The organism is Streptomyces apocyni (assembly GCF_009739465.1).
GTDB classification, from domain to species: domain Bacteria; phylum Actinomycetota; class Actinomycetes; order Streptomycetales; family Streptomycetaceae; genus Streptomyces; species Streptomyces apocyni.
Window position 1 is genome coordinate 26,769 of record NZ_WHOM01000073.1, and the last position, 16,561, is coordinate 43,329.

Genomic DNA, 16,561 nt, shown 5'->3' on the forward strand with positions numbered 1-16,561 from the left:
GGGAACATGCGGTTCAAGATGCTGGGCCCGCTGGAAGTGACCGCCAGCGGCCGTCAGATCGAACTCGGAGGAAGCAAGCAGCGTGCGGCGCTGGGCTTCCTGCTGCTGCAGCCCAACCAGGTCGTGCCCACCAGCCAGCTCCTGAAGGCCCTTTGGAGCGTTGAGGAGGCGCCAGCCACGGCCCGGAAGATCCTGCAGAACGCGGTGTGGGGGCTGCGCAGGGCCCTGTCCGTGGAGGATGAGCCGGGCACGCCGGTGGCGCTGCGTACGCAGGCTCCTGGATATCTCCTTGAGGTCGCCCCCGAGGATGTGGACCTGCATCTGTTCCGCCAGTGGGTGGCCGAAGGCCGGGCCAGGCTCGCCGCGGGCGCGCCCGAGGAGGCCGCGCGGCTGCTGCGCGACGCGCTGGATCTGTGGCGCGGCGATGTGTTGTCCGACCTGGTGGAAGTCGGCTTCTTCTGGAGCGAGTTGACCACGGTGCAGAACGCGCGCCTGGACATCCTGGAGGACCTCTTCGACGCGCAGCTGGCGTGCGGGCGGCACTACGGGATGCTCGGGGAGCTGGAGGCGATGGTCGAGAGCGAGCCGCTGCGGGAGCGCTCCTGTGGCCAGCTGATGCGCGCGCTGTACCGCTGTGGCCGCCAGGCCGACGCGTTGGGCGTCTACAGCCGGCTGCGGAGGGTGCTGGTCGAGGATCTGGGCCTGGAGCCCAGCCGGGAGCTGCAAACGCTTCAGCAGGCCATACTGCTGCACGATCCCGCGCTCCAGCAGCCAGAACCCGCCGAGCTGGTAACCACGAGTCCGCGGCCACGCCCCGAGCGGCAGGGAAGGCAGGCAGGGGAGGCAGGGCAGGGAGAGCAGGGAGAGCAGGCAGGGCGCGGACGGCACATGGCGACGCCCGCGCCTTCCGCCCTGCCCGCCCCGTCCACCCTGCCCACCCCGCCCGTACTGTCCACACCCTCCGCCCCGCCCGTACCGGCCACGCTCGAAGCTGCCCCGTACGCCCCACCAGCCAGCACGGCAGTCGCGGCCGTACGCAAGGAGGTCAGTGTCCTGCTGGTCCGCGCCGAACTGGGCCCCGACTCCGGGGTGCCGGGAGGCGAGGAGGTGGACACCGCCCTCGACCGGATGAGCAGCCTGATCCGGGAGCAGGTCGAAGCTCTGGGTGGCACGGTCGCAGCGTCCATGGGCACCGTGAGCCTCGGACTCTTTCCCGCGCGGGACCACCCGGACGGCCACGCCGAGCGCGCCGTGCGGGCGGCGATGGAGTTACGCAAGGCGTTCGCGTGCGGACCCGAGGCCACCGGCCAGCTGGCCTCGCTGGCCGGGTGCGCGGCCGTCAGTGCCGCGGTCAGTACGGGTGAGGCGCTGGTACGTGAGGGGCCGGACGGTGGAGCCGCGCCCCTCCAGGTCAGCGGTGCCTTACTCCAGGAGTGCCAGATCCTGCTGTCCCTCGTACCCGAAGGCGAGATACAGGTCGGGCCCACGACCCGCAACACCACTGGCTCGCTGTTCTCCTACACGCAGGTGCAGGGCACGCCGGCCAGGTGGACGGTGGAGCGGGCCATACCGGTCGAGGACATGTACGGCGCTCCGCAACCGGTCCAGGATGTCGCTGACCAGAGCGAACTCAACCTGTTAAAGGGCCTGTTAGCGCACGGCAGCCGCTGGGCGCAGCCCCATCTGGTCACCTTGCGAGGCGGTTCCGACGACGAACGCGGCAGGATCCTGACGGAGTTCCGGCGGGTGGTCGTCGCCGAGGATCCGCAGGCCGTGCAGGTGCTGTGCTGGTGCACGCCGTCCATGGCGGAGAGCGGTCCGTTCGAACTGCACCGGATGATCTTGTCCGGCTACTGCGGGATCACGCGGGCCGACTCTCCCCTCGCGATCCGGGACAAGGTGGAGACGACGGTACGCCGCCTCGTCGGTGATCAGGGGCGGGCGAACTGGCTGGTGGCACGGTTGATTCCGTTCGTCGACCCCGCGAGTCGGCCCACGCGTGGCTTCGGTGACGGCGAGTGGCGAGAAGGATGGCACCAGTTCCTCGAAGTGGCGGCGCGGGACCGGCCGTTGGTGCTGATCGTCGACGATGTTCAGTTGGCCGACGAGACGCGAGACCTTGTCGAATCCATCGCGCGACTGTCCCGGCGTGTTCCGCTGCTGGCGGTCGCCGGGGTGCCCGACGGCGCACGCGGCCTGTCGGCCGATCAGGCGGCTGGCCGGGTCCATGCCACGACGATCGCGCTCGACCCGTTGCGCGGCCCCGAATCCCGACGCTCCGCAGAGAGTCCGTCACTCACCCGTGACGTGCTCTCGGGGAGTGCCGCACGCTGATCCCGCGCTGACAACTACGTACGGGCACACCGAGAGCGGTGGCCGGGTAACCCCCGGCTGCCGCTCTCGCCGTGCTTTCCGCGGCTATTCCGCTCGTGCCCCCACTTACTCGCCATTTGATTGCCAATTGCCATTCTCTGGTTGGCTGGACAACGGAATTCATTCACCGAGTAAAGGGCGAAAGCCTCACCGAGAGGGACTTGATCATGACCGAACAGGCCGTGTCCGCCGCCTATCTCGAACGCTACCCAGACCAACTGGCCCTCCGGGCGTCGGACTTCGAACTGCGGACCCACACGATCGCGGACTACATCTGTCAGGAGCTCGGGCGCTTTCTGGAGATTCCGCCCGCGCACCGCGTCAGCGCGAGCCGCTCGCTGCGCAGCCAGGGGGTGGGCTCGATCACCGCGCTCAAACTCCGGCGCACTCTGGAGGACGCCCTGGGGATCGAGGTGTCCGCGGTGGACCTGCTGCGGGACATCACCGTCGCGGAGGTGGCGGCGCTGCTGGCGAGCCGGCTGGACGGCCCCACGGTCGAGCAGTTCGCCGCCGCGGGCGGTCGCAAGCCGTGACCATGACCGCAACCGGCAGCGCCCCTGGGCCGGCACCGGTCATCGCCGCGGAGGACGGGGACCTGCACTTGTGGGCCCTGCGCCAGCCATGGACCGACGAGGGGTCCACGGTCATGGTCAAGTCCGAGCTGGACGACGCCGAACTGGAGCGCGCGGCATCGTTCGTCCAGCCACACGACCGGCTGCTCTACCTGTCGGCGCACATCGCCCTGCGGCGCCTGCTGGCCGCGTACGTCGGCATCCCGCCCGCACACCTACGCCTGGGCCGCGCACCCTGCCCAGGCTGCGGCGGCCCCCACGGCCGCCCCGTCGTCCTGGACACCGACCTGCCGCTGCACTTCTCGCTGTCACACAGCCACGGGCTGGCCATCTTCGGCGTGGCCACCTCACCCGTCGGCGTCGATGTGGAGCGAGTGCCGTCCCTGGAGACAGCCGAACTGTGTCTGCCCGCCCTGCACCCCGAGGAGCAGGCGGAGCTGGCCCGGCTTCCGGAGGCCGAGCTGCCGGTGAGCTTCGGGCGGCTGTGGACCCGTAAGGAGGCCTACCTCAAGGGCATCGGCACCGGGCTCAGCCGTGACCTGGCCGCCGACTACCTGGGCGAACGGGAAGACGGCGTATCCGACCGGCCCAAGGGCTGGGTGGTGCGGAGCGTCACCGGATACCCCAGCCATGTCACCGCGGCCGCGCTGCTCACCGACGACGACCACTGCACCACCGCCCGCAGGCTCCCCACGGAGTGCCTGTACATCGAGGACGCATCGGAACTGATCGCCGTCGCGAGGCAGCAGGTCTGCACCGCGCTGCCCGCGAACGGCGCAGGAAGCGAGTGAAGATGACACAGGACCGCTTTCAGGAACTGACCGAACTCAAGGAGCAGGCCCGCCAGGGGCCCGACCCCAAGGCCACCGAGCGGCAGCACGCCAAGGGCAAGCTGACCGCCCACGAACGGATCGCGCTGCTGCTCGACAAGGGCAGTTTCACCGAGGTCGAGGCGCTGCGCAGGCACCGTGCCACCGGCTTCGGTCTTGAGGACAAGAGGCCCTACTCGGACGGAGTCATCACCGGCTGGGGCACAGTGGAGGGCCGCACGGTCTTCGTGTACGCCCATGACTTCCGGATCTTCGGCGGAGCACTCGGCGAGGCCCACGCCCAGAAGATCCACAAGCTGATGGACCTGGCCATCGCGGCGGGCGCGCCCTTGGTGTCGCTCAACGACGGGGCCGGGGCCCGCATCCAGGAGGGCGTGTCGGCGCTCGCCGGATACGGCGGGATCTTCCAGCGCAACACCAAGGCCTCCGGTGTGATCCCGCAGATCAGCGTGATGCTCGGCCCGTGCGCCGGTGGCGCGGCCTACTCGCCGGCGCTCACCGACTTCGTCTTCGCGGTCCGGGACATCTCGCAGATGTTCATCACCGGACCCGACGTGGTCCAGGCCGTGACCGGCGAGCAGGTCACCCAGAACGGCCTGGGCGGCGCCGATGTACACGCCGGGACCTCGGGCGTGGCGCACTTCGCGTACGACGACGAGGAGACCTGCCTGGCCGAGGTGCGGTATCTGCTGTCGCTGTTGCCGTCCAACAACCGGGATCTGCCGCCGACGGAACTCAGCGACGATCCGGTGGACCGGGCGGGCGACGCCCTGCTGGAACTCGTCCCGGAGGACGGGAACCGCGCGTACGACATCCGCGGGGTCCTCACCGAACTCGTCGACGACGGCGACTACCTGGAGGTACACGCCGCCTGGGCGCCGAACATCGTCTGCGCGCTGTCCCGGATCGGCGGCCAGGTGGTGGGCGTCGTCGCCAACCAGCCGAACGCCATGGCGGGCGTGCTGGACATCAAGGCCAGTGAAAAGGGGGCGCGGTTCGTACAGTTCTGCGACTCCTTCAACATCCCGCTGGTCACCCTGGTCGACGTGCCGGGCTTCCTGCCCGGCGTCGACCAGGAGCACGAGGGCATCATCCGGCGCGGCGCGAAGCTGCTGTACGCGTACTGCAACGCCACCGTGCCGAGGATCTCCGTGGTGCTGCGCAAGGCATACGGCGGCGCGTACATCGTGATGGACTCGCGGTCCATCGGCGCGGACATCGCGCTGGCCTGGCCGTCGAACGAGATCGCCGTGATGGGCGCCGAAGGCGCTGCGAACGTGGTCTTCCGCCGGGAGATCGCCGCGGCCGAGGACCCGGAAGCGATGCGTCAGCAGAAGATCAAGGAGTACAAGGAGGAGCTCGTCCACCCCTATTACGCGGCCGAGCGCGGCCTGGTCGACGACGTGATCGACCCTCGTGACACGCGCGCGGTACTGGCCCGGTCGCTGGCCATGCTGCGTTCCAAGGACGCCGATCTGCCCTGCCGCAAGCACGGCAACCCGCCGCAGTGACAGCCGTCGACACCAGGATGAGTGAGAGGGGCGGGGACATGGATGACCAAGCGGTGGACACTCACCTGATCCGCGTAGTCAAGGGCGATCCGAGCGCGGCCGAACTGGCCGCGCTCACCGCGGTTCTGCTGTCCCGCGCCGCGCAGACCGGCGCCGAGCCGGACGATGTGTCGCGCGGCCAGCGGGCGGTGGCCCGCTGGCGCAGGCCAGAGCGGACGCGCGGCTACACCGGCCCGCGCACCTGGCGGATGGGCAGCCCAGTGGGCGGGTAGCCCGTGCACGCCGGCGGGCGCAGAGCACTGGGCGGGAACCGGACACCCGGTTCCCGCCCAGTGCTGTACGCCCCGCCGACCGCTCCGGTCAGGCGGATGCTCCGCTGAGGGCGCCCCTGATCACGTCGACGATCTCGGCGGTGTTGCTGTCGAGAAAGAAGTGACCGCCGGGGAAGGTCCTGAAGTCCCCGTGCAGCGCCGAGTGCCCGAGCCAGTCCGCCGCGTCGGGTACGGCGACGACCGGATCCGCGTCACCGACCAGCACCGTGAACGGGATGTCCAACGGCGGCCCCGGCGCCCAGTGGTAGCCGCTGAGTGCCCGGTAGTCGGCGCGCAGCGCGGGCAGGATCATCTCCAGCAGCTCCGGGTCCTCCAGGAACCGGCCCCCCGTACCGCCAAGCCGCCGGATCGCCGCGACCAGCGCCTCGTCGTCGTGCAGCTGGTCGGTGCGGGGCGGGTTCGGGGTAGGCGCGCCGCGACCCGACAGGAACAGCCGCAGCGGCGCGGGCACCGCACGGCGCGCCAGCAGGCGGGCGGTTTCGTACGCCACCGCCGCGCCCATGCTGTGGCCGAAGAACGCGTACGGGCGGTGGGGTTCGGGACGGGCCGCCAGCTCGGTGGCCACGGATTCGGCGAGCGCGACAACAGAGGTGACCGGCGCCTCCAGACGGCGGTCCTGACGTCCCGGGTACTGCACCGCGTGCACCTCGATCTCGCGCCCCAGGGCACGCGACAGCGGCACGTAGGCGCTGGCCGCGCCACCGGCGTGCGGGAAGCAGTACAACTGGAGACGGGCGTCGTCGGACGGCGCGGCGAACTGCCGGAACCAGGGGCTCTCCATCCGCGTTGTGCTGCTCGTGCCTGAGGTGATCTCCATGTCGGCTCCATTCCAGCGGCCGTCCACCGCCCCATCGGGCAGCGGACGGCCGCTTGTCATCGGTGTGGTGTCGTGTGGTGTCGTGTGGTGGGGTCGGTGAGGGTCAGGAGGCCTGAAGTTCCGGCAGCTCGCTCTGCTCGAGGTCGGCGGTGCCCACGTCGGCCCGCGGGAAGAACCCGACCTGGACGAAGAAGTCGACGTACCGCTGGAAGAGCTCCACGGTCATCGGTGCGCACCGGACTGTCGTGTCTTCCAGCGCCCGCTCGGCCACGCTGGTATCGACCGGCGGATAAAAGGCCTCGTTATTCGAGGCCATCATTTCGAAGGCCTCCAGAAGGGGCAGCATGACGTTTTCGGGGTCCGACTGCACCAGTGTGCTCCAGCTTTCCCAGTCCAGCTCCGACAATCGGTGCCCAGCGGAGCGGAGTTCAGCGACGAATTCCGCGAAGCTCAGGTGGCTCTGGTTATAGAGGTGGAAGTTACCGCCGACCGTATCGGCCTTCCTGGACAGCGCGACGACGGCGGCACTGACGTAGTCCACCGGGGTCAGATGCACCTTCCCGACCAGCCCCGCGGGCACCGCCCCGGCCTGGACGAGACCGCGCAGGCTCAGCCACACGAAGTCGCGGGTCTGGCAGGCGCCGTTCACCTGGTCGCCGGAGATTACGTCGACCCGGTAGATCGACACCGGCAGTCCACGTTCCCTGGCCACGCCGATGACCTGCTCGGCCACCCACTTGCTCTGCAGGTAGCCGCTCGGCAGCGCCTCGACGGGGCCGGTGGTGTCGTCCACCTTCAGGGGCTCGCCCTGCGCGAGTTCGCCCGCGAAGACGCCGGTGGTCGACAGGTAGTGCACCGGCACCGTGCGGTGCCGTGCGGCCAGCCGCAGCACTTCTTCGGTGCCCCCGACGTTGGCCGCCCTCAGGCTGGTGAACGGGTGCAGCCAGTGGACCGTCGCCCCCGCGTGGTAGACGGCGTCCACGCTACGGGCCAGCGCGTCGAACGTCTCGTCGGAGAGCCCGAGCCGGGGCTGGGCGAGGTCGCCGACGACGACCCGCAGCCGGTCGGCGTCGACCTCGTCCCAGACGCGGAACCAGCGCAGGTTGTCGATCAGCCGGCACAGACCCGCCTCCTCGTCCGCAGCGCGTACCAGGCAGTGCACCACCGCTCGTGTCTCCCGCATCAGGTCACGCAGCAGGAAGGCGCCGAGGAAGCCGGTCGCACCGGTGAGGAAGACCTCGGCCGGGTTGTCCGCGAACCGTATGGTCTCGGCGGCGGGCTGGATGTCAGCGGCCAGCCGGATCTCCGCCGGGAAGTCCACCGTGCCGCGCGACACCTTGCTCGCGCCGCCCGCCTGGCCGCCGCCCGCCTGGTCGAGCAGCACGTCGCACAGGTATCCGGCCATGGCCTCGGGCGTCGGGTGGTCGAAGACCAGCGTGGACGGCAGCCGCAGGCCCAGGCTCGCGCCCAGCTGGTTACGGAGCTCGACCGAGGTCAGCGAGTCGAAGCCCAACGTGGCCAGGGACTCGGCGGTGTTGATGGCCGACGCGTCAGCGTGTCCGAGCACGGCCGCCATGTCAGCCGCGACCAACTCACAGACAAGCTGGCGCTGTTCCTCGTCGCCCAGCCCGGCGAGTCGTGCCGCCAGATCGCTCACCGACAGCTCGGAGTTGTTGGCGGTGCGCCGTACCGGCCTGCGGACCAGCGCGGTCAGCAGCAGCGGCGTACGCTCCGGCTGTTCCCGCATCGCCGCGAGGTCGAGCCCGGTGATCACCGGGGCGGGGTGCGGCAGGGTGAGCGCCAGGTCGAGCAGCCCCGGCCCCTGCTGGGACGTGATCGGCTGGAACCCGGCGCGGGCGATCCGGGCGAGGTCGGCCTCGTCCAGGCCGCCGGTGATACCGGAGGCCTGCGCCCACAGGCCCCAGGCGGCGGCGGTCGCCGGGAGGCCGTGCGCCGCGCGGTGGGCGGCCAGGCCGTCCAGGAACGCGTTGGCCGCGGCGTAGTTGGCCTGTCCGGCGCCGCCGATCACCCCGGCGATGGAGGAGAACAGGACGAAGGCGGAGAGGTCCAGGTCCTTGGTCAGCTCGTGCAGGTTCCACGCCGCGTCGACCTTGGGGCGCAGTACGGCGGCGAGCCGCTCCGGGGTCAGGTCGGTGACCAGCCCGTCGTCGATGACGCCCGCGGTGTGCACGACTCCGGTGAGCGGGTGCTCGGCGGGGACCGCGCGCAGCACGGTGTCCAGCGCGGTACGGTCGGCGGCGTCGCAGGCGGCGATCGTCACCCGCGCGCCGAGCGCAGCGAGTTCGGCTGTCAGCTCGGTGGCGCCCGGTGCGTCCTGGCCGCGGCGGCTGAGCAGCAGCAGATGGCGTACGCCGTGCTCGGTCGCCAGGTGGCGGGCGAACAGCGCGCCCAGGCTGCCGGTGCCGCCGGTGATCAGTACGGTGCCGTCCGGGTTCCAGGCGCCCGAACCGGGACGCGCCGCGGAGGAGCCGCGCGCGGCCGGGACGTTCGCGCGACGGACACGGGGGATCAGGACCCGGCCGCCGCGGATCGCGGTCTGCGGCTCGCCTGACACGAGGATCGAGGCGAGCAGGTCATCAGAGACCTGAATGCCGTTGCCGTGACCGCCGTGACCGCCGTTGCCGTCACCGCCGTCGGTGTCGACGAGCAGGATGCGGCCCGGCGCCTCCGACTGCGCCGAGCGCACCAGACCCCAGACGGCCGCCGCCGCGAGATCAGGCACATCCTCGTCGCCCGTGGCGACCCCGCCACGGGTGACCAGCACCAGCCGGGCCGTCTCGGAGCGCTCGTCGGCGAGCCACTCCCGCACCAGGCGCAGCGCCCACTCGGTCTGCTCGTGGACCGCCGCGGCCGGACCGCCATCGCCCGGAGTTGCGGCGGACGTGGCGGCGGATGCGGTGGCGGACGGCAGCCAGGCGACCAGCGCGTCCAGGCCCGTCCCGGAGGCCATCGCGGTGCCCGCGTCGGCCAGCGTGCCGTACCGCTGGACACCCGCCACGACCGGGGCGGCCGGATCGTCGAGTACTCCCAGCGCGAGGGGCCGGTCGGGCACGGGAAGCGCTACCGGCTGCCACGCCACCTGGAACAGCGCGTCCTCCTTGCGCGCCAGTACGGCGTCGACCTCACCCGCGCCCACGGCCCGCCAGGTCACCGACCGCACCGTGGCCACCGGCTGTCCGGCCCGGTCGGCCAGTTCAAGCAGCACCGCGCCCTCACCCGTGGGAACCACCCGCACCCGGACCGTGGTGGCCCCGGTGGCATGCAGTCGCACCCCCCGCCAGTCGGCTGCGAAACCGCTCGTGGCTCTGGGAACGCCCGAGTCCGTGAGGACACCGGCGTCCGTGCCGAGTCCGGCCGCGCGGACCGCCGTGTCGAGCAGCAGCGGGTGCAGACCGAAATCGGCGGCCTCACCGTGCCGTTCCTCGGGCAGCGTGATCTCCGCGAGGATCTCGGCACCCCGCCGCCAGGCGCCCGTCAGGCCGCGCGCCGAGGCCGCCTCATCCGCCCCTTCCGCTTCGTTCAGGGGCAGCGGTTCGGCGTCCTCGGGCGGCCAGGCGAGCGGCTCGCCGGGAACGGGGTGCGCGCCGCCGCCCAACTGCCCACTGGCGTACGCCGTCCACGGCACGTCCGCGCCGTCCGGCCGGGCGTGCAGCGAGAAGGCGCGGCGGCGCGCCGCGTCGGGGGCGGCCACCGTCAGCTGGAGTTGCAGCGGCGTGCTGGCGGGCAGCGCCAGCGGAGTGTGCAGCGTGAAGTCGTCCACCGCCGTGGCCCCGAGCTCGTCGCCCGCGCGGACGACCAGGTCCACGAGCGCGGCGGGCGGCAGCGCCGGAACCCCGAGTACGGTGTGGTCCGCCAGCCACGGGTGGCTGCGCAGCGAGACCCGCCCGGTGAACAACGCCCCCTCCCCGTCGGCGAGTTCGACCCTGGCGCCGAGCAACGGGTGGGCGCCCGGGTGAAGACCCAGGCCGGAGGCGTCGGTCGCCGCGGCCGTGGCGTTCAGCCAGTACCGCTCGTGCTGGAAGGCGTACGTGGGAAGCGGGACGCCCCGGGCACCCGTGTCGGCGAAGTACGCCGCCCAGTCCACGCGTACACCCCGGTTGTGCAGCTCACCCACGGCGCGCGTCAGCGTCTCGGCCTCGTCCTGCCCCGGCCGCAGGGTATGCGCGCTCAGGACCGCGTCCGGCTCCTGGACTCCCGCGGCGGCCAGCGCGGACAGCGTGGTGTCAGGGCCGAGTTCGAGGAACGTTGTGACCCCGTCGGACTCCAGGGTGCGCACCGCCCGCAGGAACTGGACGGCGCCCCGCACCTGCGTGACCCAGTACTCGGGCGACGTCAGCTGGACCGGCGACGCGGCCTTGCCGGTCACCGTGGACACGACCGGGATACGCGGCTGGTGGTACGTGAGTTGGGCGGCGACCGCGCGGTAGGCGTCGAGCATGCCGTCCATGTGCGCGGAGTGGAACGCGTGCGACACCGTGAGCCGCTTCGTCCTGGCGCCCTGCTCGCGCCAGTGCGCGCAGACCGCGTCCACCGCGTCCTCGTCACCGGAGACGACGATCGCCCGCGGGCCGTTCACAGCCGCGATCGAGACACCGCCCCCGTGCTCCGTGAGAGAGGCGGCGACCTCGCTCTCGATGGCCTGGATCGCGGCCATGGCGCCCCCTTCGGGAAGCGCCTGCATCAGGCGGCCGCGGGCCGCGACCAGGTGAGCGGCGTCGTCCAGGGACAGCACGCCCGCCACATGGGCGGCGGCGAGCTCCCCGATCGAGTGCCCGGCGACCTGGTCAGGCGTGATCCCCCAGGACTCCACCAGCCGGTACAGCGCGACCTCGACGGCGAACAGGGCGGGCTGGGTGTACTCGGTACGGTCAAGCCCGTCGCCCGAGACGATCACCTCGCGCACCGGGCGCTCCAGATGCGGGTCAAGGGCGGCGCACACCGCGTCGAAAGCCGACGCGAACGCCGGGTACGCGGCGTACAGCTCCTGGCCCATCCCGACCCGCTGCGCGCCCTGCCCGGTGAACAGGAAGGCCGTACCGCCCGTACAGCGGTCCCCGGCGGTGACCCCGGCGTGCGGCTCGTCGGCGGCCAGCGCGCGCACGCCGTCCAGCAGTCCGTCGATGTCCCGGCCAGTGACCACGGCCCGGTGCTCGAACGCGGTCCGTTCCGTGGCCAGCGAGAACGCCACGTCCAGCGGGTTCAGTTCGCCGCGCTCACCCACGTACGCGACCAGCCGCCGCGCCTGGTCCCGCAGCGCGCCCGGCGTCTTGCCGGAAAGCACCCAGGGCAGTACGGGGACCGACCGGGGCACGTGCTCGCGCGACTCCTCAGGCTCGGCGGCCGGGGCCGGGGCCTGCTCGACGATCACATGCGCGTTGGTGCCGCTCACCCCGAACGCGGAGACCCCCGCGCGCCGCGGCCGGTCCACGCCAGGCCAGTCGCGCGCCTGGCTCAGCAGCTCGACCGCGCCCGCCTCCCAGTCGACATGCCCGGTGGGCTCGTCCACATGCAGGGTCCTGGGCAGCACACCGTGCCGTATCGCCTCGATCATCTTGATCACCCCGCCGACGCCCGCGGCCGCGACGGAGTGCCCGATGTTGGACTTGAGCGAGCCCAGGTACAGCGGACGGTCCGCCGGACGCCCCTGGCCGTACGTGGCGAGCAGGGCCTGCGCCTCGATGGGGTCGCCGAGCCGGGTGCCGGTGCCGTGCGCCTCGACCGCGTCCACATCGGCGGTGGTCAGACCCGCGCTGGCCAGCGCCTGGCGGATCACCCGCTCCTGCGACGGGCCGTTGGGGGCCGTCAGACCGTTGGACGCGCCGTCCTGGTTGACGGCGGTCCCACGGATCACGGCCAGCACCTGATGCCCGTTGCGCTCGGCGTCCGACAGCTTCTCGACGAGCAGCAGCCCGACGCCCTCACTCCAGCCGGTCCCGTCGGCCGCCGCCGCGAACGACTTACAGCGCCCGTCCGGGGCGAGCCCCCGCTGCCGGGAGAAGTCCACGAAACCGCTCGGCGACCCGGAGACCGTGGCACCGCCCGCCAGCGCCAGCGTCGACTCACCCGACCGCAGCGACTGCACGGCCAGGTGCAGCGCCACCAGCGACGACGAGCACGCCGTGTCCATGGACACGGCGGGGCCCTCGAACCCGAAGGTGTACGAGATGCGCCCGGAGGCGACGCTGCTGAGCTTGCTCGTCATCAGATAGCCCTCGAGGTCCTCGGGACCCTCGCGGTCGAGATAGCTCTGTTCCACCACCCCGGCGAACACCCCGGTCCTGCTGCCGCGCAGCGTGCCCGGATCGATACCCGCGCTCTCGAACGCCTCCCACGCGGTCTCCAGCAGGACCCGCTGCTGCGGGTCCATGCCCAGGGCCTCACGCGGGGAGATCCCGAAGAACGGCGCGTCGAACTCCGTCGCCCCGTCCAGGAAGCCCCCTTCACGGGTGTACGACTTCCCGGCCACACCCGGCTCCGGGTCGTACAACCCCTCGATGTCCCAGCCGCGGTCGGTGGGCCACTCAGAGATCCCGTCGACCTCGTCGCGCACCAAGCGCCACAGGTCCTCGGGCGAGCGCACCCCGCCGGGGTAGCGGCAGGCCATGCCGACGACCGCGATGGGCTCGTCCTGGACCGACTCCAGGTCGGTGATCCGCTGCCGTGCCTTGTGCAGGTCGGCGGTCACCCATTTCAGGTACTCGACCAGCTTCTCTTCATTGGACTGGTTACTGGACTGGTCATGGGGCTTGTCATGGGACTGGTCGTTGGACTGGTTCGACATACCGGTTCCGTCTCTCCTCGGTACAGGGCGGGCGCGCCGGGGCGCGCCCGCACGGGGTCAGCTCGCGCTACGACCGAGCTGGGTGTCGATGAAGTCGAAGATCTCCGCCGCCGACGCGGACTTCAGCGAATCGGTCACGGCCGTGGCGTCGTCGTCAGCGGCGGCGTCGCCGCCCTGCGCGCCGAGCCGCGACACCAGCGCCTGGAGCCGTCCGGCCACCGCCGTCCGGGTCTCCTCGTCGCCCGCCAGGTCCGCCAGCTCCGACAGGGCCGCCTCCAGGCGGTCCAGTTCCGCGAGGGCCTGGGCCCCCGGCGCCCCGCCCAGCTCCATCCGGTCCAGCAGATGGGCGCCGAGCGCGGCCGGGTTCGGGTGGTCGAAGACCAGCGTGGCCGGGAGCCGTACCCCGGTCTGCGCGGTCAGCCGGTTGCTGAGGTCGACGGCGGTCATCGAGTCGAAACCCAGCTTCTGGAAAGGCCGTTCGGGCTCGATGACGCGCCCGCCCGAGTGGCCCAGGACGACCGCGATCTCGGAGCACACCACGTCCAGTACGGCCTGCTGCCGCTCCGCGGGCTCCAGCGCGGCCAGCTGCCCGCCGAGCGACGGGGCGGCCGTGCCACCGGACTTGGCGCTGCGCCGGTCGGCGCCCTTGACCAGACCGTGGAACACCGACGGCACCCGGCCGTGCGCCCGCATCGCCGACAGATCCACCGGCAGCGCGACCAACTGAGCCTCGCCGTCGACCAGGGCCGAGTGCAGCAGCTCCGTACCCTCCCGGGTCCCGATCGGCCGGAACCCCTCACGGGCGTACCGCTTGGCCCCTGCCTCGCCGAGCCCCGCGTTCAGCCCGACGGTCAGGTCCCACACCCCCCAGGCGATCGACGTCGCTGCGAGGCCCAGGGCCGCGCGATGACCGGCCAGACCGTCCAGGAAGGCGTTGGCGGCCGCGTACCCGGCCTGCCCTGGCCCGCCGATCACCCCCGTACTGGAGGAGAAGACGACGAACGCGGACAGGTCCATCCGCCGGGTGAGCTCGTGCAGATGCCAGGCGGCGTCCGCCTTCGGACGCAGTACGGCGTCGATCCGGTCCGGGGTGAGATCGGTGAGCAGCCCGTTGTCGAGCGCCCCCGCGGTGTGGATGACACCGGACAGCGGGTGCGCGTCCGGGATGGCCTCCAGCAGCGCGGCCAGCGCCGTACGGTCCGACACATCGCAGGCCGAGACCGTCACCCGCGCGCCGAGTGCGGTCAGTTCGGCCGTCAGCTCGGCGGCGCCCGGCGCGTCCGGGCCGCGACGGCTGACCAGCAGCAGTCGCCGCACGTCGTGCGTGGTCACCAGATGGCGGGCGGCCAGCGCTCCCAACGCTCCGGTGCCACCGGTGATCAGGACGGTGCCCTCGGGGTCCCAGGAGATCATCGACGCCGCGTTGGTCGCCGACGTCGACGCCGAACTCCGCTGCAGGCGCGGCAACCGAACCGTGCCACCACGGATCGCCGCCTGCGGCTCACCGGAGGCGACCACCGCGCCCAAAGCGCCCTCGGGCAGAGGCTGTTCGGCCGTCACGCCGCCACCGAGCGGCTGCTCCAGATCGACGAGGACGATCCGCCCCGGTGCCTCGGCCTGCGCGGAACGCAGCAGTCCCCACGCGGCGGACGCCCCCAGGTCCGACACATCGTCGATACCGGTCGTCACCGCACCACGGGTGACCGCGACCAACGGTGTCTCGGCCAGCCGGTCGTCGGCCAGCCAGTCCTGCACCAGGGTCAGCGTGGCGTGGGTGCGCGTGTGCAGCGCCGCCACGACGTCGGTCTCATCGGGACTGGTGCCGACCCACACGCGCACGGCGTCGATGGGCGCCCCCGCCTCGACGGCCTTGGCGACCGCCGAGACATCGGCGAAGGGTACGCTCCCGTCGCTGCGCACGGCCGACGTCGCGTCGGGCGCGGCGTCCTGCCGCCCGAGGACGCCCCACCGCACCGGCACATCCGGCTCGGTCAGCGCGCCCGCGCCCCACTCCAGGCGGTACAGCGGCTGCACCGCCCCACCGCCCACCGCGAACTCCGCGTCCGGCACGTCCCGGAACTCCAACCGCCCGACGGACAGCACCGGTTGCCCGGTCGCGTCGGTGAGCAGCAACGACACCGCGCCGTCCCCGAGGTCCACGGCGCTCACCCGCACCGCGCTCGCACCGGTCGCGTGGAGGCGTACGTCGTGCCAGTCGGCCGGGACGCGGATGGCGCCCGCCTGACCGGTGCCGACGATACCGAGCACCGCGGGGGTACGGGCCGCGGCGTCGAGCAACGCTGGGTGCAGCCCGTACCGGGCGGCGTCGGCGGCGAGCTGGTCCGGTAGCTCGGCCTCGCTGACCTGGGCTTGTGCCGCGTCGGACAGGGCGGGTGCGGCCCCGGCCCCGGCCCCCGTCCTGTCCCCGGCCAGCAGGGTGCCCGCGGCGTGGGTCGTCCAGCGATTGCCCTCGCCGATCGGCCGGGCGTGCAGGGCGAACGCCTGGCGCCGGTCACGGTCCGCCGGGGACACTGTCAGCTGCACCTCGGCCGCGTGCCGGGGCAGCACCAACGGCGCGTGCAGCGTCAGCCGTTCAACGGCACCCGCGCCGAGCTCGTCACCCGCGCGGACGGCGAGATCGAGCAGCGCGGCAGCCGGGACCACCGGGGCGTCCAGGACGGCATGGTCCTCCAACCACGGCTGACTACGCGCCGAAAGCTGCCCGCTGAACACGGTGCCCGCCCCTTCGGCGAGCTCCACCTTCGAGGCGAGAACGGGATGCCCCAGCGTCCCCGCCCCGGCCCCGGCCCCGGCCCCAGCCCCGGCCGCGTCGGACCCGGGTCCGCCGCTCAGCCAGTAGCGCTCGTGCTGGAAGGCGTAGGTGGGCAGGGGGGTGTGCTGGGCGTGGGTGTCGGCGAAGTAGGCCCGCCAGTCGGCCGTCACTCCGGCGGAGTGGGCCTGGCCGATGGCGGTGACCAGGGTGTCGGGCTCGTCGCGGCCACGGCGTTGGAGCGGGATGACGGTGGCCCTGTCGGGCTGCTCCAGGGTGCTCTGGGTGAGGGGGGTGAGGACGGCGTCGGGGCCGAGTTCGAGGTAGGTGCGGACGCCGGTGTTGTGGAGGGTGGTGAGGGCGTGGGTGAAGCGGACGGTGCCGCGGATGTGGTCGGTCCAGTAGCGGGGGGAGGTGAGTTGTTCGGGGGTGGCGAGGGTGCCGGTGAGGGTGGAGATGATGGGGATGGCCGGTTCGTTGAAGGTGAGTTGGGCGGCTATGTCGTGGAACTCGTCGAGTACCTCGTCCATGTGGGGGGAGTGGAAGGCGTGCGA

The 16,561-nt window shown here is 72.1% G+C and carries 8 protein-coding genes; 5 read left to right on the forward strand and 3 right to left on the reverse strand.

All coding sequences use genetic code 11. The annotated features are described in order from the left end of the window. Window positions 1-6: 6 nt before the first annotated feature. The 5 genes from GCN81_RS27190 to GCN81_RS27210 all read left to right on the forward strand — a co-directional run bounded on the left by GCN81_RS27190 (window position 7) and on the right by GCN81_RS27210 (window position 5,558). Window positions 7-2,334, forward strand: coding sequence for a BTAD domain-containing putative transcriptional regulator (locus tag GCN81_RS27190; RefSeq protein WP_156727221.1), 2,328 nt, complete (start codon window positions 7-9; stop codon window positions 2,332-2,334). 206 nt (window positions 2,335-2,540) lie between these two features. After that, window positions 2,541-2,906, forward strand: a complete 366-nt coding sequence (locus GCN81_RS27195) for an acyl carrier protein (protein ID WP_156727222.1) — start codon at window positions 2,541-2,543, stop codon at window positions 2,904-2,906. A 2-nt stretch (window positions 2,907-2,908) separates the two neighbouring features. Then, window positions 2,909-3,736, forward strand: coding sequence for a 4'-phosphopantetheinyl transferase family protein (locus GCN81_RS27200; protein WP_197287797.1), 828 nt, complete (start codon window positions 2,909-2,911; stop codon window positions 3,734-3,736). Between the two features lie 2 nt (window positions 3,737-3,738). Further along, entirely contained in the window at window positions 3,739-5,286 is a 1,548-nt protein-coding gene (locus GCN81_RS27205) for an acyl-CoA carboxylase subunit beta (RefSeq protein WP_156727223.1), read from the forward strand. A gap of 38 nt (window positions 5,287-5,324) precedes the next feature. Beyond that, window positions 5,325-5,558, forward strand: a complete 234-nt coding sequence (locus GCN81_RS27210) for an acyl-CoA carboxylase subunit epsilon (protein WP_156727224.1) — start codon at window positions 5,325-5,327, stop codon at window positions 5,556-5,558. Window positions 5,559-5,646: 88 nt separating this feature from the next. Here the strand turns inward: GCN81_RS27210 and GCN81_RS27215 are convergent, their stop codons facing one another. The 3 genes from GCN81_RS27215 to GCN81_RS27225 all read right to left on the reverse strand — a co-directional run. After that, window positions 5,647-6,435 (reverse strand): thioesterase II family protein, encoded by a 789-nt coding sequence (locus tag GCN81_RS27215; protein WP_231627004.1) that lies wholly within the window; start codon window positions 6,433-6,435, stop codon window positions 5,647-5,649. Window positions 6,436-6,538: 103 nt separating this feature from the next. Further along, window positions 6,539-13,237 (reverse strand): type I polyketide synthase, encoded by a 6,699-nt coding sequence (locus tag GCN81_RS27220; protein WP_156727225.1) that lies wholly within the window; start codon window positions 13,235-13,237, stop codon window positions 6,539-6,541. A 57-nt stretch (window positions 13,238-13,294) separates the two neighbouring features. Continuing rightward, a partial coding sequence (locus tag GCN81_RS27225; RefSeq protein ID WP_156727226.1) for a type I polyketide synthase occupies window positions 13,295-16,561 on the reverse strand: 3,267 nt, incomplete at its 5' end.

Coding starts and splice junctions, on each gene's coding strand:
- GCN81_RS27190 (WP_156727221.1), top strand. CDS start 7: ATGCGGTTCAAGATGCTGGGCCCGCTGGAAGTGACCGCCAGCGGCCGT.
- GCN81_RS27195 (WP_156727222.1), top strand. CDS start 2,541: ATGACCGAACAGGCCGTGTCCGCCGCCTATCTCGAACGCTACCCAGAC.
- GCN81_RS27200 (WP_197287797.1), top strand. CDS start 2,909: ATGACCGCAACCGGCAGCGCCCCTGGGCCGGCACCGGTCATCGCCGCG.
- GCN81_RS27205 (WP_156727223.1), top strand. CDS start 3,739: ATGACACAGGACCGCTTTCAGGAACTGACCGAACTCAAGGAGCAGGCC.
- GCN81_RS27210 (WP_156727224.1), top strand. CDS start 5,325: ATGGATGACCAAGCGGTGGACACTCACCTGATCCGCGTAGTCAAGGGC.
- GCN81_RS27215 (WP_231627004.1), bottom strand. CDS start 6,435: ATGGAGATCACCTCAGGCACGAGCAGCACAACGCGGATGGAGAGCCCC.
- GCN81_RS27220 (WP_156727225.1), bottom strand. CDS start 13,237: ATGTCGAACCAGTCCAACGACCAGTCCCATGACAAGCCCCATGACCAG.